Origin of the sequence: Mesorhizobium sp. M8A.F.Ca.ET.161.01.1.1, assembly GCF_004792105.1 — a bacterium.
GTDB lineage: Bacteria > Pseudomonadota > Alphaproteobacteria > Rhizobiales > Rhizobiaceae > Mesorhizobium.
On the sequence record NZ_SRTD01000003.1, the window covers coordinates 515,173 to 535,330 of the forward strand.

Annotated in this window: 17 protein-coding genes; 2 read left to right on the top strand and 15 right to left on the bottom strand. The window is 65.8% G+C overall.

Annotated features, from left to right (window positions below; genetic code table 11):
* Window positions 1-123: 123 nt before the first annotated feature.
* Window positions 124-3,933, top strand: coding sequence for an autotransporter domain-containing protein (locus EN804_RS11225; protein ID WP_135919409.1), 3,810 nt, complete (start codon window positions 124-126; stop codon window positions 3,931-3,933).
* Between the two features lie 95 nt (window positions 3,934-4,028).
* Here the strand turns inward: EN804_RS11225 and EN804_RS11230 are convergent, their stop codons facing one another.
* The 7 genes from EN804_RS11230 to EN804_RS11260 form a co-directional block, all read right to left on the bottom strand.
* Window positions 4,029-4,784: a slipin family protein gene (locus tag EN804_RS11230; RefSeq protein ID WP_127278988.1), complete on the bottom strand. Its 756-nt coding sequence runs from the start codon at window positions 4,782-4,784 to the stop codon at window positions 4,029-4,031.
* Entirely contained in the window at window positions 4,781-6,166 is a 1,386-nt protein-coding gene (locus EN804_RS11235; RefSeq protein WP_135916784.1) for a nodulation protein NfeD, read from the bottom strand. Before EN804_RS11235 ends, EN804_RS11230 begins: the two co-directional genes overlap by 4 nt.
* Before the next feature lie 98 nt (window positions 6,167-6,264).
* Window positions 6,265-7,146 carry a DMT family transporter gene (locus tag EN804_RS11240; protein WP_135916785.1) on the bottom strand — a complete coding sequence of 294 codons (882 nt, stop codon included), beginning with the start codon at window positions 7,144-7,146 and terminating at the stop codon, window positions 6,265-6,267.
* A 144-nt stretch (window positions 7,147-7,290) separates the two neighbouring features.
* On the bottom strand, window positions 7,291-8,529 hold the full coding sequence (gene arsK / locus EN804_RS11245) for an arsenite efflux MFS transporter ArsK (protein ID WP_246693416.1): 1,239 nt from the start codon (window positions 8,527-8,529) through the stop codon (window positions 7,291-7,293).
* Window positions 8,510-8,923, bottom strand: coding sequence for an arsenate reductase (glutaredoxin) (gene arsC, locus EN804_RS11250; RefSeq protein WP_135919410.1), 414 nt, complete (start codon window positions 8,921-8,923; stop codon window positions 8,510-8,512). The genes arsK and arsC overlap by 20 nt, the downstream gene beginning before the upstream one ends.
* Window positions 8,920-9,627 (bottom strand): MIP/aquaporin family protein, encoded by a 708-nt coding sequence (locus tag EN804_RS11255; protein WP_135919411.1) that lies wholly within the window; start codon window positions 9,625-9,627, stop codon window positions 8,920-8,922. Before EN804_RS11255 ends, arsC begins: the two co-directional genes overlap by 4 nt.
* Window positions 9,624-9,977 carry a metalloregulator ArsR/SmtB family transcription factor gene (locus tag EN804_RS11260; RefSeq protein WP_127281126.1) on the bottom strand — a complete coding sequence of 118 codons (354 nt, stop codon included), beginning with the start codon at window positions 9,975-9,977 and terminating at the stop codon, window positions 9,624-9,626. Before EN804_RS11260 ends, EN804_RS11255 begins: the two co-directional genes overlap by 4 nt.
* Window positions 9,978-10,019: 42 nt before the next feature.
* On the opposite strand from EN804_RS11260, the gene EN804_RS11265 reads away from it, so the two are divergent.
* A complete protein-coding gene (locus EN804_RS11265; RefSeq protein WP_135919412.1) occupies window positions 10,020-10,562 on the top strand; it encodes a DUF6428 family protein in 543 nt (180 codons plus the stop codon).
* Window positions 10,563-10,596: 34 nt separating this feature from the next.
* Here the strand turns inward: EN804_RS11265 and EN804_RS11270 are convergent, their stop codons facing one another.
* The 8 genes from EN804_RS11270 to EN804_RS11305 all read right to left on the bottom strand — a co-directional run bounded on the left by EN804_RS11270 (window position 10,597) and on the right by EN804_RS11305 (window position 20,119).
* Window positions 10,597-12,093 carry a sulfatase gene (locus EN804_RS11270; RefSeq protein ID WP_135919413.1) on the bottom strand — a complete coding sequence of 499 codons (1,497 nt, stop codon included), beginning with the start codon at window positions 12,091-12,093 and terminating at the stop codon, window positions 10,597-10,599.
* 78 nt (window positions 12,094-12,171) lie between these two features.
* Window positions 12,172-13,146 carry an aliphatic sulfonate ABC transporter substrate-binding protein gene (locus EN804_RS11275; RefSeq protein WP_246693417.1) on the bottom strand — a complete coding sequence of 325 codons (975 nt, stop codon included), beginning with the start codon at window positions 13,144-13,146 and terminating at the stop codon, window positions 12,172-12,174.
* Window positions 13,147-13,186: 40 nt separating this feature from the next.
* Entirely contained in the window at window positions 13,187-13,945 is a 759-nt protein-coding gene (locus tag EN804_RS11280) for an ABC transporter ATP-binding protein (protein WP_189524494.1), read from the bottom strand.
* 11 nt (window positions 13,946-13,956) lie between these two features.
* Window positions 13,957-14,760, bottom strand: coding sequence for an ABC transporter permease (locus tag EN804_RS11285; RefSeq protein WP_127870312.1), 804 nt, complete (start codon window positions 14,758-14,760; stop codon window positions 13,957-13,959).
* Window positions 14,757-15,887: an ROK family transcriptional regulator gene (locus tag EN804_RS11290; RefSeq protein WP_135882075.1), complete on the bottom strand. Its 1,131-nt coding sequence runs from the start codon at window positions 15,885-15,887 to the stop codon at window positions 14,757-14,759. The genes EN804_RS11285 and EN804_RS11290 overlap by 4 nt, the downstream gene beginning before the upstream one ends.
* Window positions 15,888-16,067: 180 nt before the next feature.
* A complete protein-coding gene (locus EN804_RS11295) occupies window positions 16,068-16,754 on the bottom strand; it encodes an aspartyl/asparaginyl beta-hydroxylase domain-containing protein (protein ID WP_127279631.1) in 687 nt (228 codons plus the stop codon).
* 165 nt (window positions 16,755-16,919) lie between these two features.
* On the bottom strand, window positions 16,920-18,215 hold the full coding sequence (locus EN804_RS11300; RefSeq protein WP_246689207.1) for an HlyD family type I secretion periplasmic adaptor subunit: 1,296 nt from the start codon (window positions 18,213-18,215) through the stop codon (window positions 16,920-16,922).
* 11 nt (window positions 18,216-18,226) lie between these two features.
* Window positions 18,227-20,119: a type I secretion system permease/ATPase gene (locus tag EN804_RS11305; protein WP_135919416.1), complete on the bottom strand. Its 1,893-nt coding sequence runs from the start codon at window positions 20,117-20,119 to the stop codon at window positions 18,227-18,229.
* Window positions 20,120-20,158 lie beyond the last annotated feature (39 nt).

Below are 20,158 nucleotides of genomic sequence, written 5' to 3' on the forward strand. Positions count from 1 at the left end.
TGCGCGCAAAAGACGCTGCTTTTCGCTCCAGTCCAATTCCAGTGCCGCCCTGCCCAAGACAAGGCCGGGCTCCAATGACATGTCAGCCTTCAGGGTGAAACAACTGTCATGTCAGGGGGTTAAATGCCGCGGAATGCATTTGGAGGCCGCAAGGCTAACGCGTTGAAATGCCTGGCGCTGGCCTCGACTGCGCTGGTCGGCCTTGGCCAGCCGATCCCTGCATCGGCAGCCGAGGTCTGGACCGGCGCCGCCTCCACGAACTGGTTCGCCGCCGGAAACTGGAACCCCGCCGCTGTCCCGACATCGAGCGACGACGTGATTCTCGATCCGGTGTTTCCGCACCCGGCCGTGGTCGATGCGGCGAGTGCGGCCGCCCACTATCTGTTTGTGGGCACCATTGCCAGTTACTCGGGCTCGCTGACGATTACGAACGGCGGCACCCTCTCCGACACTGCCGGCTATCTCGGCTACGTTTCGAACGCGAGCGGCACCGTGAGCGTCACTGGCCCGGGCTCCGTCTGGAGCAACAGCTCCGACCTTTTCCTTGCCTTGAGCACCGGCAGCACTGGCACCTTGAAGATCTCCAGCGGCGGCGCTGTGAGCGACACCGTGGGTCATGTCGGCTACGGCCTGGGCACCGGCACCGTAACGGTGGACGGCCCGGGCTCGACATGGACCAACAGTGGGGATCTCTACATCGCCGAATTTGGCACCGGCACGCTGGACATCACCAATGGCGGAGCGGTCAGCAATGCCATGGGCACCATCGGTTGGCACGCGGGCTCCAACGGCGCGGTGACGGTCGACGGAGCGGGTTCGATATGGACGAATTCTTCCCACCTGTTCGTCGGCGATCAGGGCACTGGTGCGCTGAACATTTCGAAAGGCGGCAAGGTCAGCAATCTGAGCGGCATTCTGGGCAATTTGGCGGGCTCCATTGGCACGGCAACTGTCGACGGTGCTGGCTCGACCTGGGCGAACGCAGCGCTCGCGGTCGGGAACGCGGGCTTCGGCGCGCTGACGATCACGAATGGCGGCGCGGTCACCAGTTCGGTGGGTTATGCCAGCTATGACGTGGGCTCCAAGGGCCTGGTGACGGTCAATGGTGCTGACTCGACCTGGACCAACACTTCCGACCTCTTCATCGGCTTCCAAGGCCAGGGCTCGCTAACGGTCTCGAATGGCGGCGCGGTCAGCAACGCCTTGGGCTACGTCGGCGACTTCGCGGGCTCGACAGGCACCGTCTTCGTCGATGGTCCCGGCTCGACCTGGAGCAACAGCGCGGATCTGTATGTCGGCAATCTCGGCGCCGGCAACGTGACGATCACCAATGGCGGCGCCATCAGCAACGACACCGCCTATGTCGGCAACTCGGCGGGCTCGACCGGCATGGTTTTCGTCGACGGTGCCGGTTCGACCTGGACGAACGCAGACCTGTTCGTCGGAAGTGCCGGCACGGGCACACTGGTGATCTCGCATGGCAGCACGGTCAGCAGCGATACTGGCGTCATTGGCTCGCAGGCGGGCTCGACCGGCACGGTGATTGTCGACAACGCCGGCTCGACCTGGACCAACAGCGCGGATCTGTTTGTCGGCGATTACGGCACCGGCACGCTGGCGATCTCGCATGGCGCGGTCAGCAACGGCTCTGCGATTATTGGCGCGAAGGTGGGCTCGACGGGCATGGCGTTTGTTGATGGCGTCGGCGCGACCTGGACAAACAGTTCTTCCCTCGTTCTCGGCGGTTACGGCGCCGGCACGCTGGCAATTTCAAACGGCGGCATGGTCACCGACGCTGCTGGTTATCTGGGTTTTGATGTCGGATCGACGGGTTCGGCAATGGTCAGCGGCGCGGGCTCAACCTGGACGAGCAGCAGCCTCCTTATTGTCGGTCAGCGCGGAACCGGTTCATTGATCGTCTCGAACGGCGGCACGGTCGCCAATGCCGATGGCTATTTGGGCTTTAATGGCGGATCCATCGGTACCGCCAACGTCAGCGGCTCCGGCTCGACGTGGACCAGTAGCGGTGATCTCAACATTGGAGGTAGTGGCACAGGCTCACTGACGATCGCGAATGGCGGCGTGGTGTCGGCCGGCGGCGTGGTCAACATCGCCCTTCTGGCGGGCTCCGTCGGCACGCTGAATATCGGTGCAGCGAGCGGATCGCCAGCGGCGGCGGCCGGCGCGCTCAATGCGGCGAGCGTTCAGTTCGGACAAGGCGCGGGTGCGATCAACTTCAACCACACCGACACAAGCTACACCTTCGCATCGGCGATCGGCGGCGCGGGCTCGATCGACCAGATTGCCGGCACGACGAACCTGACGGCCAATTCGAGCGGCTTCACCGGTGGAACCAATGTGAACGGCGGACGGCTGGCCGTGAACGGTTCGCTGGCCAGTTCGCTGGTGACGATCACGGGCGGAATGCTAGGTGGCAACGGCACGGTTGGCGGCATCGTCGCACAATCAGGCGGCGTCATCGCACCGGGCAATTCGATCGGCACGCTCAATGTCGCGGGCGACATCGACCAGGCGGCGGGCTCGATCTACCAGGTCGAACTCACCTCGACCGGCCAGTCGGACCTCATCCTGGCGACGGGCACGGCGACGATCGCCGACGGCACGGTCCTCGATGTCGTCAAGACGGACGCCGCGCCTTATGTGCCGGGCACGCATTACACCGTGCTGCAAGCCGATGCGGGCGTCACCGGCACCTACACGCTCAGCGGGGCCGGCCCCTTCATTGGCCTTATCGCCAATTACGACCCCACGCATGTCTATCTCGATGTGGTGCAGGCGAAGTCCTTCGCCTCGGTCGGCCTGACGCCCAACCAGATCGCAACCGGCGGCGGCGCCGAAAGCCTTGGCAGCGGCAATCCGCTCTTTGATGCCATCTTTGCCTTGCCGAGTGAGGCAGCCGCCCAGGACGCCTTCGACCAGCTCTCGGGCGAAATCCACGCCTCGGCCAAGGGAATGTTGCTGGAAGACAGCCGTTTCATCCGCGACGCCGCCACCAAGCGAATCAGCGCAGCCTTCGGCGATGCCGGCGCAGCCGCATTGCCGGTCATGGCCTATGGCGAGGGCGGGCCCGGGATGGTGGCCGCCGACACCGACCGCTTCGCCGTCTGGGGCCAGGCCTTCGGCTCCTGGGGTCAAACCGGCAGCGACGGCAATGCAGCCAACTTCGATCGCTCGACCGGCGGCCTCCTGGTCGGCGCCGACAGCCCGATCGGCGACTGGCGGGTCGGCATCATCGGCGGCTACAGCCATTCGTCCTTCGACGCCGACGACCGCCATTCCAGCGGCGCCAGCGACAACTATCATCTCGGACTCTACGGCGGCACCAATTGGGGCGCCATAGCCTTCCGCACCGGCGCCGCCTACAGCTGGAACAGCATCTCGACAAAACGCTCGGTGGCCTTCAACGGCTTCGCCGACCAATTGTCGGCTGACTATGACGCCGGCACGGCGCAGGTGTTCGGCGAACTCGCTTACAAGGCTGGTGTCGGCCGCTTCAAGTTCGAGCCCTTCGCCAATCTCGCTTATGTCAGTGTGCATGCTGACGGCTTCACCGAGCAAGGTGGCGCCGCCGCGCTGACCAGCGCCAGCTCAACCACCAATGCCACCTTCACCACGCTCGGGCTGCGCGCCTCGACCGACGTCGCGCTCGACGGCATCAGCGCGACCGCGCGCGGCACGCTCGGATGGCGCCACGCCTTTGGCGACGTCACGCCGACCTCGACCTTCGCCTTCGCCGGCGGCGATGCTTTTGCCATCGCCGGCGTGCCTGTCGCCAGCGACAGCGCGGTGATCGAGGCCGGCTTCGATTTGCAAATGTCGACCAATGCCACGCTCGGCCTGTCCTATGTCGGCCAGTTCGGTGGCCACAACACCGACAACGGCGCCAAGGCAGATCTCAGCGTCAGGTTCTGACAACGAGAAGGTCAGACAATTTGGCGGCAGCAAGGGCGAAGACGGGGAATCTCCCGCACGCGACCGAGATTGGCAGTTCCGATGCTGGCTCTCCTCTATTTCCCCTGCTTCAGGAACTGGCTGAGCAAATCCACCGGCAGCGGGAACACGACGGTGGACGAGCGCTCACCGGCGATATCGTGCAAGGCCTCGAAATAGCGCAGCTGCATGGCCTGCGGCTCGGCCGCCAGCATGCGGCCCGCCTCGACCAGTTTCGCCGCCGCCTGCTGCTCGCCTTCGGCATTGATCACCTTGGCGCGCCGCAGCCGCTCGGCCTCGGCCTGCTTGGCGATGGCGCGGACCATGTTCTCGTTGAGGTCGACATGCTTGATCTCGACATTGGACACCTTGATGCCCCACGCATCGGTGCGCTGGTCGAGGATCTCCTGGATGTCGCTGTTGAGCCTGTCGCGCTCGGCCAGCATCTCGTCGAGCTCGTGCTTGCCGAGCACCGATCGCAGCGTGGTCTGCGCCAGCTGGTTGGTGGCGGCCATGTAGTCCTCGACCTGGATGACCGCCCGCTCGGCGTCGACGATGCGGAAATAAAGCACGGCGTTGACCTTTACCGAGACATTGTCGCGCGAAATCACGTCCTGCGGCGGCACGTCCTGCACCACCACGCGCAGGTCGACCTTCACCATCTGCTGGACGAAGGGAACGAGGATGATGAGGCCCGGCCCCTTGACCCCGGTGAAGCGGCCGAGCGTGAAGACCACGCCGCGCTGATATTCCCGCAGGATGCGGATCGCCGCGGACAGGAAGATAACCACAAGAACCGCAAGCAGCAGGTAGGCCACATAGCCGATGTTCATTGCCTTGCTCCATTCCTTCCCGCGTCGCGCCGCCGCACGGTCAGCACGAGGTCGCTGATGTCGGTCACCTCGACGCTGTCGCCGGCCGCGACGGGTTCATCGGCCTTCGCCCGCCAGCGCTCGCCCAAGGCCAGCACATGGCCCTCGCCGCCCTGCCAGTCGAGGATCTCGGCCGGCTGGCCGCGCATCGCTTCGCCGCCGACGCGCGGCGGGTTTCGGCGCGCCGCCCAGAGATAGGTGCCGCTCAGCAGCGCCAATCCAAGCGTCAGCGCGGCGGCGGGACCGATGATCGCCCATGACAAGGCAAAGCCCGGCCCCTCGACCCGCAGCAGCATGGCGGCACCGAACAGAAAGGCGGCCACGCCGCCGAGCCCGAGCACGACGGTGGGATTGAAGGCCTCGATGATGAGGAAAACGACGCCGAGCAGCATCAGGGCAAGGCCGGTATAGTTGATCGGCAGGAGATCGAGCGCATAGAGGCCGAGCACGAGGCAGATGGTGCCGATGACGCCGGGCGCCACGGCCCCCGGGCTGGTGAACTCGAAGACGATGCCGTAGACGCCGACCAACATCAGGATGACGGCGGTGTTCGGATCGGTGATGACGGAAAGCAGCTGGATGAACCAGCCCGGCTTCAGCGTCTCGACCGGCAGCCCCTTCGTCGCCAGCACCACTTTCTTGCCGGCCACATCGACGGTGCGCCCATCGGCCAGCAGCAAGAGCTCGGTGGTGTCGCGGGCGACGAAATCGATCACATGTTCCTGCAATGCCGCATTGGCCGACAGGCTCGCCGCCTCGCGCACGGCCTTCTCGCCCCAGTCGCCGTTGCGGCCGCGCAGTTCCGCCAGCGAGCGGATCAGGGCGACCGCGTCATTGGTCACCTTGGCCATCATCGCGTCGCCCGCCGGCCGGCCGTTGGCGTCCTTCTGGTCGCCCTCGCCCTTCTGGTCGCTCTTGTCGCCGCCCGGAAGCGACGGCAGCCCGCCAATCTCCACCGGCGTCGCCGCGCCCAGATTGGTGCCGGGCGCCATGGCAGCGACATGGGTGGCGTAGAGGATATAGGTGCCGGCGCTCGCCGCATGGCCGCCGGCCGGCGCGACATAGCCGATGACAGGCACCGGCGACGCCAGGATATCGGCGATCATCTCGCGCATCGAGGTGACCAGCCCGCCCGGCGTGTCGAGCTGCAGGATGAGGACTGCGGCATCCCGCCTGGCCGCGGCATCGAGCGCTTCCTTGAGCTGCCTGCTGCTTGCCGGCCCGATGGCGCCGTCAATGGCGACGCTTAGGGCCACCCTTTCGCCCCCGGCTGAGGAGAAGGGACAAAGAACAGCCGCGACGACGAAGGCCGCGGCAAGAAGGGCCACCCGCGCGAAGGTCACGCTCAAAGCTCCATGGACTCAATATGGGTTGTATTTTTGCGAAGTCCATGAAGGAGCCGACGTCGCAGATCGGCGACGGCCGAAGAGACGGCCTTCCCTTACTCCGGTGAAGGCACCGGCGGCTTCGAGGTCAGCGCCGTGCCGGCGGCGGCCACGATCACGGCGGCGATGCCGGCAAGTTGCGGCATGGTCAGGCTTTCCCGCAGGAACAGAAACCCGGCGAGCGCGCCGAGCCCCGGCTCCAGGCAGGTCAGCGTGCCGTAGATGCGGGCCGGCATGCGGGTCAGCGCCACCATCTCGAGGAAGAACGGCAGCGCGCTGGAGAACAGGCCGACGAGCAGCGCGCTGACCAGGATCGACGGCGCGAGCAGGCCGCTTCCCGCCTCGGCTATGCCGAAGGGCAGCACCAGCACGGCGGCGATGGCCATGCCATAGGCGGTGGTGCGGGTGCCGAGCTCCGCGCCTGCCTTCTGCGCCAGCACGATATACAGCGCCCAGAAACCGCCGGCGGCCAGCGCCAGCATCACGCCCACCGGGTCAAGCGGCTGCAGCGAGTGGATGAAGGGCGACAAAAGCACGATGCCGGCGACCGCCAGCGCGATCCAGGCAAAGTCGCTGGCACGCCGCGAGGTCAGCGTCGCCACCAGCAGCGGACCGGAAAACTCCAGCGCCACCGCGACGCCGAGCGGGATCCTGGCGAGCGCTGCGTAGAACAGAAGGTTGAGCGCGCAGAGCGTCACGCCATAGGCGACGAGCCACGGCAGCGTGGCGCGCGAGGGCCGCATCTGCCAGGGCCGCAGCACCGCGATCAGCATCAGGGCGCCGATGACGAGCCTGAGCGTCGTCGTGCCTTGCGCGCCGATCACCGGGAAAAGCGTCTTGGCGAAGGTGGCGCCGATCTGGATCGACACCATGGCACCCATCAGCGCCGCGACCGGCAAGGGTGCTGCCTCGCGGCTGGCAACCGGCATTGATGTCACTTTGGTTCATCCTCCATGCCGGCAGGCGCGAAGGCCGGCCGCATGGGAGATAGAGCGAACCGGCCCGCTTGTCGTGAGGCAGCGCGGATGCCTCGATGAGGGCACGGCCAGATGGCATGAGCCAGCGGGCAACGCCGTCGGACATCACGCCTGGTCGCCGCGCGCCTCGGTCAGTCTCGGGATCGCCGCCAGCACCAGCAGCGCGGCACCGCCCAGAAGCGCCATCGCCCCGAGTGACCAGGCGATGCCGATATGCACGATGGCGACCGACAAGGCAAAAGGCGCGACGGCCGAGACGATCAGCCGGGCCGACATCACCCGGCCTTGCAGCCGGCCGTAGCCATCGCTGCCGAACAATGTGAGCGGCAGCGAGCCGGTGACGATGCTGAAAAGCCCGTTGCCCATGCCGAAGATGACGGCGAACGCCATTGCGCCGGCGATGGAAGGCGCGGTGCTATCCAGCACGACCACACCGATTGTCATCAGACTGGCCGAGATGATGGCGAGCATCAAGGGCGACAGCTTGCCGCCGAAGACCATGTTGATGAAACGGCTCAAGACTTGTGACGGCCCGAACAGCGTTCCGACGATGGCGGCGGTCGCCCCGAGGCCAAGCCCGGAAAGCAGCGGCACCATGTGCACCAGCACGGCGGCGGCGATCAGGTTCTGCAGCGAGAAGGCGATGACCATCAGCGCAAGGCCGAGCGGCCGCGACGTGGCGGGAAGCGATGCCTTGATATGCCGTGGCGGCGCGCTTGCCGACCGCCTGCCCTTGGCAAGCCCATGCGAGAGCCAGGCGTGCAGCGGCAGGCAGCCAAGCAGGTTCAGGCCGGCGAAGACAAGATAGACGCCCTGCCACGGCATATGCGCGTGCAAGGCCGACGTGATCGGCCAGAACACGGTCGATGCGAAGCCGGCAATGAGGGTGAGGTAGGTAATGCTGCGTTGCGCGGCATGCGGCCTGATCTGCACCAGCAGCGCGAAGGCGGCGCCGTACTGCACCAGGTTCGATGCCACTTCGAGGACGATCAGCGCCGCCACGAAGGCCACGGCGGTGGGAGCACTGGCGCAGCCGGCGAGTGCCGCCGCTGCCAGCACCGAGCCGGCGGTCATGATTTTTCCGGCGCCGAAGCGGTCGATCCAGCGCCCCAGCCAGGGCGCCGTCAGGCCGCCAATCAGCAAGGCGGCCGAAAGCGCGCCGAAAATCCATTCGGTGGGCCATCCCAAATCCCTGGCCATGTCGGCGGCGAGGATGCTGAAGCTGTAATAGAGCGTGCCGTAGCCGATGATCTGGGTGACCCCAAGGGCGGCAATCGCGGCTATCGGCGCGCGTTCCGAGGCATCGAGCTCGGAAAGGCCCCGATTACTTGATGCCACGGTCACCTGTCACCACCTCGCCATCTTCCTTGGTGAAGTGGGTCACCGGATGGTCAAGCAGGTCGAGCACAAGCTCGGACGGCCGGCACAGACGCGTCCTCTTTGGCGTCTCGACGATCGGCCGGTTGATCAGGATCGGATGCCTCAGCATGGCATCGAGCAGCTGCTCGTCGCTCCATTTGGGATCAGCCAGGCCAAGCTCGGCATAGGGAGTGCCCTTTTCGCGCAGCAAGGCGCGCAGCGGAATTCCCATGGCGGCGATAAGCTGGCGCAGGCGGTCCCGGCTGGGCGGATGTTCCAGATATTCGATGACCACCGGCTCCTCGCCGCTCGCCCTGATCATGGCAAGCGTGTTGCGCGAGGTGCCGCAGTCGGGATTGTGGTAGACGGTGACGGTCATGGCGCGGCCTCGACGGCAAGAGGTTGGATTTCGGATTGCGGCTGCAGCAGCCACGTCATCAACGCCAGCGCGAAGCCGGCGCCGGCGAACTCGGCGGCGATGAAGCCGGGAAGACTTGCCGGGCTGATTCCCGAATACGTCTCCGTGAGCGCCCTCGCCACCGCGACCGCGGGATTGGCGAAGGACGTCGATGCGGTGAACCAGTAAGCAGCCGTGATATAGAGGCCGACCAGCCAGGGCACGGCCGCGCGTTCGAAGCGCAAGCCGGCCAGGATGACGGCGAGCAGGCCGAAGGTCGCGACGCCCTCCGAAAGCCATTGCGCGGCGCCGGTGCGGCCATGCGTCGACAGCGCCAGCGGCGCCAAGCCGAACATCAGATGCGCGATCACCGTGCCGACAATGCCACCGGTAAGCTGGGCCAGCATATACCAGGGGCAGTCGCCGGCCGACAGCCGGCGCGAAAACGTCAGGGCGAGCGACACGGCCGGATTGAAATGGGCACCGGATATTGGGCCGAGGATTGTGATCAGCACGACGAGGCTCGCACCGGTTGGCAGCGTGTTGCAGAGAAGCGCCAGTGCGCCGTCGGCCGTCAGCGACCGCGCCATGATCCCTGAACCGACAACCGTAGCCACCAGCAGCGCCGTGCCAAGGCTTTCCGCGACCAGACGGCGCGGCAGGTCGAACTGGCGCTCGACTGTCATTGGGCCGCCTCTTGCGCATCGGCCGCACAGCAGCCCGGCGCCAGTGCCGGCGCGCAGATTTCCGGCCTTCCGGAGCAGCAATCCTCCATCAGGAAGCGGATCAGCCCGCTCAGCGCTTCATACTCGGCGCTATAGACCATGGAGCGGGAATCACGGCGCACGCTTACCAGCCCTGCCCGTTCGAGCTCCTTCAGGTGGAAGCTCACATTCGAGGCCGAGACCTCGACCTTCTCGGCGATGGCGCCTGCGGCAATACCATCCGGACCCGCGATCACCAGATGCCGCAGAATGCGCAGTCGTGTTTCTTGCGAAAGGGCTGCGAATGCGGACAGGGCTTGACGTTCATCCATATTTCAACAATCCTAGAAATGTTGAAACGAGGATTACCGCACATGCTCGCCTCTGACAATCGGGAATTTGAATCCACCCCCGCCATCGCCGGTGATCCCGAGGACATCACCATCGCTGGCCTGCTGGCGTTTCTCGCCGGCCACAAGGACAGGCAGCTGGTGTTTTTCCATGATGGCCGGCCGGTGAAGCCCGGCTACCACGTCACCGAGGTGAAGGCCGGCACATTCGCCGCGCTGGATTGCGGCGCCAATCCCGAATCCTGGACCGAGATCTTCGTCCAGCTGTGGGACGTCGACGAGGACCGCACGCATATGCCGGCCGGAAAATTCTCGGCGATCATCCGCAAGGTGACGGAGCATGTCGATCTCGACCCTTCCGCCCGGCTGACCTTCGAGGTCAGCGACGGCGTGCGCCCGATCGCCCTGTATCGGGCCGCCCTTCCCCGGCTCGTCGGCGGCGCGGTGCATGTCGACCTTTCGCCCCGGCCGGCAAGCTGCAAGCCGCGCGACCGTTGGCTCGAGGAAGAGAGAAAAGCCAAGGCCTGTTGCGGGCCTTCCGCTTCGGCGCAGCCTTGCTGCCGATAAGTCGCCCACAACCAAGCGAGGAAGGCTTCGTCCCTCAGTTCAGGGACTGGCGGCGTGGCGGCGGTGCCGGGTGTCGCTGCTCCAGTTCGGACGCGGCCGCCGCGCGGCCGGTCCGGCGCAGCCTTTCGAGATAGCCCGGCAACTCGCCAAGGCAATGGAATGGCCCGCCCTCCCTGATCACCGTCACCAGCGGATCGACATCGCTGTCGCTTCTCCTGGCCATCGTGGTGCGCCAGTCCTCGAGCAGGCGGCTGGCGTGATCGACCACGTCGCCCCGGCTGCTGGAAAGGTCATGCTGCTCGTGCGGATCCTCGCTGAGGTTGAACAGGCTGACGGGCCCAAAGTCCTTGTAGCCGTCATGATAGGTGCGCAGCATCAGCCAGTCGGCGCCGTCGAGCCGGAACCGCACGCCGCGCTGCACGGCCCACGCGCCCTGGCTCAGCACCAGGAAATCGCGGCCACCCTCCTCGCCGGCGGCAAGCGCGGTCGCGAAGGATTGCCCGTCCCACAGCGCCGGCACGCTGCCGCCAAGCCGGTCGATCAGTGTCGCGGCCCAATCGAAATGATAGTGCAGGCCGGCATTGACGCCGCGCATGTCCTTAGCGCCGGGCCAGCGGATGACCAGAGGCACGTTGCAGGTGAACTCGTCCGCCGTCTGGTGGTCGCCCCAGACATTGAGCTCGCCGAGATTCTCGCCATGGTCGGCGCCGATGACGATGATCGTGTCGTCGAACAGGTTCTGCCGCTTCAGCTCCTCGACGATGAGACCAACATGGTGATCGGCATAGAGCACGCCGGTGTCATAGCCGTCGAACCAGGCCTTGACCTTGCCCATGTCGTCGATCGGCGACGGCATGCGCGGGTATTTCGATCCGCCCGGTGTTACGTCGAAGCCGGAGGGCTCCTGCGGGCTGTGCGGACCGTAGCCGGCATGGCTCTTCTCGAACACCTCTTTCGTCATCCACTCCGGCAAAGGCTGGCCGGCGAACGGATCGCCGAACGAGTCCGGCGCACGATAGGGCGTGTGCGGATCCCAGACATTGACATGCAGGAACCATTTTTTTGCCGAGCCATTGCGCTTCAGCCAGTCGAGCGCCAGGCCCGACACCTCGTCGGCATTCTCCATGCCGGCCTTGCCCGGATTGATGATCTCGTTGAAGCCGGCATACCAGTGCCAGCAGCCATGCCGCTCGCCAAAACTGCTGATCGTCGTCGTGTGGTAGCCGAGATCGCGCAGCGCCCGCATCCAGCCCTCCTCGTAGAAGGTGCCGGCCCAGGCCCGCCCGGCGCCGTCGCGGAACGGCTCGCAGGCGGTGCCGCCATGGCCGACCACGCCGGTGCGCATGCCGTGGCGGCCGCTCCACAGCGCCGTGCGCGACGGATGACAGGGCACGTCGGAGACATAGACGTTCTCGAAGCGGATGCCGTCGCGGGCGAGGCTGTCGATGACGGGAGAGGTGTTGCGATGATAGCCGTAGCAACCGAGATGGTCGCGCCTCAGGCTGTCGATGTCGATATAGAGAACGTTCATGAAGGACTCGCCGCTTCCATGGTTGTCAAAGGCAGGCCCCGGCTCGTTACCGGGGCCCGCGGTGTTCAAGAGCCGGCATCAGGCCGAAATATATTGATCGCCGAGATAGTAGTCCTTCGGGTCGAGCGAGGTCTCGAGCTTGCCGAAGGTCTTGAACAGGTCATTCATCGTCGCGAACCAGCCGTTCACGCTGCCGTCCTTGGTGAGCTTGGTGAGCTCGGCCGAGGTCATGAAACGCCCGTAGCCGGCCTCGGTCTTCAATTGTTCGGCCGGAATGCCAAGCAGTTTCGAGGTGATCTCGATCGCCTTGTCCTGGTTGGCGGCGCGGAAATCCTGCGCGTCCTTGATGGCACGGACCACATTCTTGACGAGATCGGGATTGCCCTCGACCAGATCGTTGCGGGCGATGAAGACGCTCGGGAACGTGGTCTGCGGGTAGAAATCGTCGTTCTTGGCCAGTTCCACCAGGTCGGGAACCCGCGTCTTGATGATGCCGACGAACGGGTACCAGATGCCGGCCGCGTCGACCTGCTTGGAGGCGAAGGCCGCCACGATGGTGCTCGGGTCCATCTGCACGATGTCGAGGTCGGTCATCGCCATGTTGGCCTTGCGCAGCGCCAGCCGCAGCAGCATGTCGCCTGACGTGCCGGCCGCGATCGCCACCTTCCTGCCCTTGAGCTCGGCGATCGACTTGATGCCGGCTTGCGCAATCACCCGGTCGGAAAAGCCGACATCGTTGACGGCGATGATCTTGGCCTTGCCGGTCGCCGGCAGCCAAAGCGCGCCTGGCCCGAGATAGCCGAATTCGAGGCTGTTGGCGCCCAGCGCCTGCACCTGGATCGGCCCGTTGGTGAAGACCTTGATATCGGCGTCGACGCCATGCTTGGCATAGAAGCCTTGATCGGCGGCCACGCCGGAGATGCTCGCGCCCCAGAAGTCGCCATTGTAGCCGATGCGCGCCGGCGTCCCCGCTGCCCTGGCCTTGATGTCAGAGGCGGCGAACGCGGCCAGCGCCGCCGAGGATGCCATGAAATTCCGTCTTGTCAGTGTCACGCTACTCTCCTCCTGTTACTGGTGCTAAACGGCTTCGCCGCTACTGGTGGTACACCGCTTGCCAGACGCGGTTGCGGATGGTCATGAACTCGGCCGAAAGCCGGATTTCCTCGGTTCTGGGATAAGGCAGCGGGACATCGATGATCTCCTTCAGCCGGCCGGGCCGCGCCGCCATGACGATGACGCGGTTGGCAAGGTAGACGGCCTCGTCGACATCATGGGTGATGAACATCACCGTGCGCCGCTCGCGGCTCCAGGTGTCGAGCAACTGGTCCTGAAGCTGCACGCGGGTCAGCGCGTCGAGCGCGCCGAACGGCTCGTCCATCAACAGGATGGAAGGGTCGACCGCATAGGCGCGCGCGATGGCGCAGCGCTGCTTCATGCCCCCCGATAGTGTCTTGGGCAGCGCGTCGGCGAAATCGCGCAACCCCACCAGGTCGATGAAACGCTCGGCGATCTGCCTGCGGCGCGAAGCCTCCTCGCCCTTGATGCGCAGCCCGAACTCGACGTTCTGGCGAACGGTCAGCCAGGGAAAGAGCGCGTATTGCTGGAAGATCATGCCGCGCTCCGGCCCCGGCCCTTCGACAGCCTTGCCGTCGACCAGCACGCTGCCCTCGCTCGGCCGCAACAGGCCGGCGGCGATGTTGAGCGCCGTCGACTTGCCGCAGCCGGAGGGGCCGACGACGGTGACGAACTCGCCGTCGGCGATGTCGAGCGACAGTCGGTCGAGCGCGATGAAGCTGTTGTCGCTCAGATCGAAGCGGCGGGTGACCTTGTCGAACACGATCTTTGGAACGATCCTGGAAGCCATCACACGCGCTCCTGCCAGACGGTGAGCCGGCGCTCGATCACCAGGAGGATGCGATCCATGGCAAGGCCGAGCAGGCCGATGGTGATCAGGCTGACGAAGATGGTCGGCAGGTCGTAATAAAGCTGCGCCTGCTGCATACGGAAGCCGAGCCCGGACTGCGCGGCGATCAGTTCGGCGGCGACCAGCGTCGCCCAGGCCGATCCAAGCCCGATGCGTACCCCGACCAGGATGAACGGCGTCGACGCCGGGATGATGACGCGCAGGAAGATCGTCATGTCTTTCGCGCCAAGCACCCGCGCGGCGTTGATCATCGTCTTGTCGACGCTGATGACGCCCTGATAGGTGGCGACGACGCTGGCCAGGAACGATGCCAGGAAGATGACGAAGATTTTTGGCGTCTCGTCGATGCCCATGGTGACGATCGCCAGCGGAATGATGGCGAGCGGCGGGATCATGCGGAAGAACTGCAGATAGGGCTCGATCAGCGAACGGGCGACCTTGTACCAGCCCATGACGAAGCCGACCGGGATCGCGAGGATGACGCCGAGCAGGAAGCCGGTCAGCACCCGCGCCAGGCTGGAGGCGATATCGGTGGCAAGCTGCCCGCTGGCGATGACATCGCCGAACCGCGCCGCCACCTGCGGCGGCGGCGGCAGGCCGACCGCGCCGCCCGCCGTAAGCGCCCACCAGATGGCGACACCGGCGACGAGCCCGACGAGATTGAGCGCGAGGGCGGGATAGTCGATGCCTTGCCCTTCCGGCGGCGTACCGCCTGGGCGTGTCGTCTTGGCTGTCTCGCTCATCGCGAAACCCCCGAATAAAAGAAGTGGTCGAGCGCCGCGGCCGACGCGCCGATGGCGCCAGCGCCGGGGCCGAGGCTTGACCGCTCGATGCGCAGCACATCGCGCATCGGCGGCAGCACGCGGGGCGGAACGCCCTCGCGGATATGGTCGATGAAGCTTTCCGGCGCTTCGGCGAGATGGCCGCCAAAAACGATCAGGTCCGGATTGAGCAGGTTGGTCGCGGTCGCGATCGCTGTCGTCAGGTGCCTGAGTGCCGCGTTCCAGGGCCCGGGATATTTCTCCAACTCGGCCAGCAGCCGCTTGGGATGCGGCGCCTCGATATGCGCGTCGCGGGCCAGCGCCCGTTCGGACAGGAACGTCTCCAGGCAGCCTCTGTTGCCGCAGGCGCAGCGCTCGCCATTCTCTACCACCTGGACATGGCCGAGTTCGACGGCCCCATAGCCGCCGGGGCGGAATGGCATGCCGTTGATCACCAGCCCAGCGCCGAGGCCGGTGCGCAGGTAGATGTAGAGCAGCGCGGTGGCGTCGCGGCCGATGCCGTAGCGCGACTCCGCCAGCGCCATGGCGCTGACATTGTGCTCGACCACGGCGGGTATGCCGAGGGCCGTCTCGAGTTCGTCGGCGAAGGGCACGTCCTTCCAGTCGTAATTGACCGACTGCAAATTGCGCCGCCGCTTGGTGTCCACCGGGCCAGGCACGCCGAGCCCGAGGCCGATCAGGCGGGACCGCTCGACGCCTGTCTTGCGGATCAGTTGCTCGACGGTCCGCACCACCATGCCGATCACCGCGGCCGGCTCACTGGTGGCGGTGTCGAAATACTGCGAGGCCATGGCTTTCGAGGAAGCCTTGAGGTCGGTGATCGTGGCATGGATGGTGCCGGCGCCGATGTGCACGCCAACCACCGACAGGGCATCCGGCACCAGCGCGACGCCGATGGCCGGCCGGCCGACGGGTGCGTCGCCGGCGGCGGCCTGGTTGAGCTCGACGACCGTCCCTTCCCTGAGCAGATGCGCCGTCAGATGGGTCAGCGCGGTCGGCGAGAGCGCGGTCCGCCGCGCCAGTTCGGCACGCGACTGCGGACCGTCGTCGCGCAGGATGCGCAGGATTGCTCCGTGATGGACGCCCATCTTCTCCTCCCTATTATTTTCTAATGTTAATAAATTAATTAAGGCTGTCAAGGACACGGCCACCACCGGGCGAACGACCGCGCCGCGTCGGCTGGTCGTCGTCACTTGATCAAAGCAATTCAGAAGAGTGAGGACCTAGCGCTTTCCCTTGGAAATTGCTTAAAAACAAAGGGATAGGGTTCAGCCGGAGAAGGACACGCCCCTGTGGCGCATCCCTGCCTGCACGCCGCGCACGATGAGCCGGGACAGGATTTCCATGTCCAGCGGCATTCCCGGACGCCAGACGTCGAGCAACAGCGCAATGCGCGCCTCGTCGGCGTTGTTCATCACTTCGTGCGGGAAGGTGTCGTCCCACAGCATGCCTTCGCCATCCGTGATCCGCTTCTCCTGATGATTGATCATCATGATGGTCGCGGGGCGGCCATCGGTCTGCCGCGGAATGACCAGGCCGAGATGAAAGCGCATGATGCCGCGAAACGGTCCGCGATGGCTGGGAATGTGCTTGCGCGGCGCCAGGAACGAGATGGCCGCCGATTTGACTTCGGGACACTCGGCGAGCAACTGGCTCAGAACCGGCATCCGCGCCAGGTTTTCGGGAACCCCGATGTCGTAGGCCTTGAGCACGAACATGCGCCAGTCGAGGCCGTCATTGGCCGAGATCTCGGCCTGCTCCGGCATGATGTCGTGGAAGCGCGGCGCCCCGCCCAGCCGCACGGCGAGCGCTTCGTCGCGTATGCCGCGCCAGGCGGCGATGAATTTCGCCGCGTTCGGAAAATCGGTGGCGGCATCGAGGATAGCCGGCGCGTCTATGCGCCTTTCATAGACACGCCGGACCCCATTGGATGCAAGATCGTAGACGCGGGACATCGCATAGCCTCGATGACACCATAAACGGACAGCCGATGGTTCGGGTTGCACATTTTGGTCATCGCGTCGTGAACTACCCGGACAGCCATGGGCCAGGTCCTGTGCCGGCCACCCGGCAATCCGAGGCAATTCGTCAACCGGATCGAACGATCCCAGATGTCCCGCTCATTCCCTGAAGGCGCGGTTGAGCTGATCCTGCAGCGGTTTGACGAGGTAGGAGATCACGGTTCGGTCGGCGGTCTTGATGAAGGATTCGACCGGCATGCCCGGAACCAGCTTGACCTCGCCGAGGCGCGCGATCTCCGAGTTCGTCGTCGCGATGCGGACAGTGTAGTAGCTGATGCCGGTGCGCTGGTCGGTCGTCGTGTCCGGCGAGGTTCGTTCGACCGTCCCGTTGATCTGCGGCGTGGTGCGCTGGTTGAAGGCCGAGAAGCGCAGCGCCGCCGGCTGGCCGACCCACAGCTGGTCGATGTCGCTCGGCGCGATCTTGGCCTCGACCGTCAGGCTGTCGCTGTCGGGCACGATCTGCATGATCGTCTGGCCAGGGGTGATGACGCCGCCGACGGTGTGGGCGATGGATTGCTGCACGATGCCGTCCTGCGGCGCGCGGATGTCGATGCGCCTGAGCTGGTCCTCGGCGGCGATCTTGCGCTCCGTCAGTTCGCCGACCTTGCCGTCGATCTCGCGCAAATCCTTGTTGACGTCGGTGCTGAGTTCGAGGTCGATCTGGAGGATCTGCAAATTGATCTCGGCGATCTTGCCCTGGGCCTGCGCCAGCGCCGCCGTCAACTGGCCGCGCTCGCCATCGAGCCGCGCCGACTCGCGCTCCATGGCGGTCAGGCGGTCGATCGAGATCAGCCGCTTCTTCCACAGCGCGCGTATGCTGGCCAGTTCCTCCTCGACAAGCGCGATTTCTTGCGACTTGGCTTCCGCCTGGGCCGTGTCCCCGCCAATCTCTTTCTGCAGCTGCAGGATGCGCTCCTGCAACTGGCCCTTCCGGCCGGAACGATCCGCACGCCTTGTCTCGAAGACCTGTTCCTCGCCGGCGATGATCTCCGCGATCGCCGCATCACCGCGACGATCGAGAATATCCCTGGGGAAGGCGATGGCATCGGCACCCCGGCGCTCCGCTTCGAGGCGCGCCTCGCGTGCCGACAACTGATCGAGGGCCTTGGTGACGACGGCGAGGTTGGCCGCCGGCACGGTGGGATCGAGGCGCACGAGCAGCGCCCCGCGCTTGACACGGTCGCCGTCACGCGCCGCGATCTCGCCGACGATGCCGCCGGTCGAATGCTGTACGTCCTTGACGTGGGAATCCACGACGAGGACCCCCGACGCGATGACCGCTCCCGAAATGCGGGTCAGCGAGGCCCAGCCGCCGACGCCGCCGACCAGCACCGCGACCGCGACGAGGCCCCAGCGCATGTAGCGTTGAATGGACTGGTGGGAGGAACTCGGCATCATCCCTCCCTTTACTCGCCTGCCACCGCCGCGCCCGGCCGCGGCGCCGGCTCCTCGGTGGCGAGCCTGAGGTGCGGCACGGCGCTCACCGCCGGTTGCGGCCGCGGAAACAGCTTGGCCAAGACATCGTCCTTGAGCCCGAACGCCTGGACGCGGCCTTGGCTCATGGCGAGGATGAAATCGACCGTGCCGAGCGCGCTTGGCCGGTGTGCCACGAGCACGACGATGCCGCCACGTTGCCGCACCGACACAATAGCCTGAAACAGCGCCTGTTCGCCTTCGGCGTCGAGGTTGGAATTCGGTTCGTCGAGCACCACCATGAACGGATCGCGATAGAGCGCGCGGGCCAGCGCGATGCGCTGGCGCTGACCGGCCGAGACGGCCTCGCCAAGTTCGCCGATCTGCATCTCGTAGCCATCGCGGAAACCGACGATGAGATCATGCGCGCCGGCGGCCCTGGCGGCGGCGATCACCAATGCGGGATCGGCGTCGGGTTCGAAACGCGCGATGTTCTCGGCGATCGAGCCGGCGAACAACTCGACGTCCTGCGGCAGATAACCGATGAAATGGCCGCGGTCTTCCGGCGACCACTGATCGAGGTCGGCGCCGTCGAGCCGGATCCTGCCGGCGGCCGACGGCCAGGCTCCGACAAGCGCCCTGACCAGCGTCGACTTGCCCGAACCGCTCTGACCGATAATGCCGACGGCGTGTCCCGCTTCCAGTGCGAAGCTGGCGTCCTGCACCAGCAGCCGCTGCACGCCGGGCGCGGCGACGCTGACGTTCTGCATGAAGACGTGGCGGCTCGGCGCGGGCATGACCATCGGCTCGGCATCGGCGGGCAATGCGGCAAGAATCCTGGTCAGCCGCTGCCAGCCCTGCCGCGCGGTCAGGAAACCTTTCCAGTTGGCGATGACCAGATCGACGGGCGCCAGCGCCCGCCCGCTCAGGATCGATGCCGTGATGATGATGCCCGCGGTCGCCTGCTGTTCGATGACCAGCCAGGCGCCGATGCCGAGCATGGCCGATTGCAGGAGCATGCGTAGCACCTTGGACACGGCGCCGAAGCCGCCGGCGATATCGCTGACGCTGCGCTGCTCGGCGAGATAGTCGCGGTTGGCCTCTTCCCATCGCTTCGCCATCCTGCCGCCCATGCCGAGAGCCGCGATGACTTCCGCGTTGCGGTTGCCGGTCGTGGTCAGGCCGTTGCGGATGATGCCGGTCTGGGTGCCTGATGTGACCGGCTTGCGCGTCAGCCGCTCGGCATAGACGGTCAACAGGACGAGCACGATCGCTCCGACCAGGGCGGTCACGCCGAGGAGCACGTGGAACATGAAGATGATGGCTAGATAGAGCGGCAGCCACGGCAGGTCGAACAGCGCGGTCGGGCCGGTGCCCGACAGGAAGGTCCGCACGCTGTCGAGATCGCGCACCGGCTGCATGCTGTCGCCATTGCGCCCGACCTTGAGCGGCAGCTTGAGGACGCTGGAATAGACGCGGGCGCCGAGCGCTTCGTCGAGGGCTCCCCCGATGCGCACCAGGATGCGGCCGCGGATGAAATCGAGCACGCCTTGTCCGGCGTAGAGGATGGCTACGAGCAGGCTGAGGCCGATCAGCGTCGGCACGCTGCGGCTCGGCAGCACGCGATCGTAGACCTCGAGCATATAGATCGAACTGGACAACATCAGGACGTTGAGGACGCCGCTGAACAGTGCGATGGCGATGAAGGCCGAGCGGCAGGATTTGATTGCCGCCGAGAGTTCCGATCCCTGCTGCCGAGGATTGGGCTGCCGGGCACCGGGCCCGGCAGCCTTTCGCGCCGTCGCCGCGACGCCGGGGGCTGCGCCAGGAGCGGTTTCAGCGCGAAAAGGATTGCGTCCCCGAAACAGCAGAAGAGCGCCAAACATCGCGAACGCCAGGCAGAACAGCCAGACGCCTGGCGATGT

Coding starts and splice junctions, on each gene's coding strand:
- EN804_RS11225 (WP_135919409.1), top strand. CDS start 124: ATGCCGCGGAATGCATTTGGAGGCCGCAAGGCTAACGCGTTGAAATGC.
- EN804_RS11230 (WP_127278988.1), bottom strand. CDS start 4,784: ATGAACATCGGCTATGTGGCCTACCTGCTGCTTGCGGTTCTTGTGGTT.
- arsC (WP_135919410.1), bottom strand. CDS start 8,923: ATGACCGTCACCGTCTACCACAATCCCGACTGCGGCACCTCGCGCAAC.
- EN804_RS11255 (WP_135919411.1), bottom strand. CDS start 9,627: ATGACAGTCGAGCGCCAGTTCGACCTGCCGCGCCGTCTGGTCGCGGAA.
- EN804_RS11260 (WP_127281126.1), bottom strand. CDS start 9,977: ATGGATGAACGTCAAGCCCTGTCCGCATTCGCAGCCCTTTCGCAAGAA.
- EN804_RS11265 (WP_135919412.1), top strand. CDS start 10,020: ATGCTCGCCTCTGACAATCGGGAATTTGAATCCACCCCCGCCATCGCC.
- EN804_RS11270 (WP_135919413.1), bottom strand. CDS start 12,093: ATGAACGTTCTCTATATCGACATCGACAGCCTGAGGCGCGACCATCTC.
- EN804_RS11285 (WP_127870312.1), bottom strand. CDS start 14,760: ATGAGCGAGACAGCCAAGACGACACGCCCAGGCGGTACGCCGCCGGAA.
- EN804_RS11290 (WP_135882075.1), bottom strand. CDS start 15,887: ATGGGCGTCCATCACGGAGCAATCCTGCGCATCCTGCGCGACGACGGT.
- EN804_RS11295 (WP_127279631.1), bottom strand. CDS start 16,754: ATGTCCCGCGTCTACGATCTTGCATCCAATGGGGTCCGGCGTGTCTAT.
- EN804_RS11300 (WP_246689207.1), bottom strand. CDS start 18,215: ATGCCGAGTTCCTCCCACCAGTCCATTCAACGCTACATGCGCTGGGGC.
- EN804_RS11305 (WP_135919416.1), bottom strand. CDS start 20,119: ATGTTTGGCGCTCTTCTGCTGTTTCGGGGACGCAATCCTTTTCGCGCT.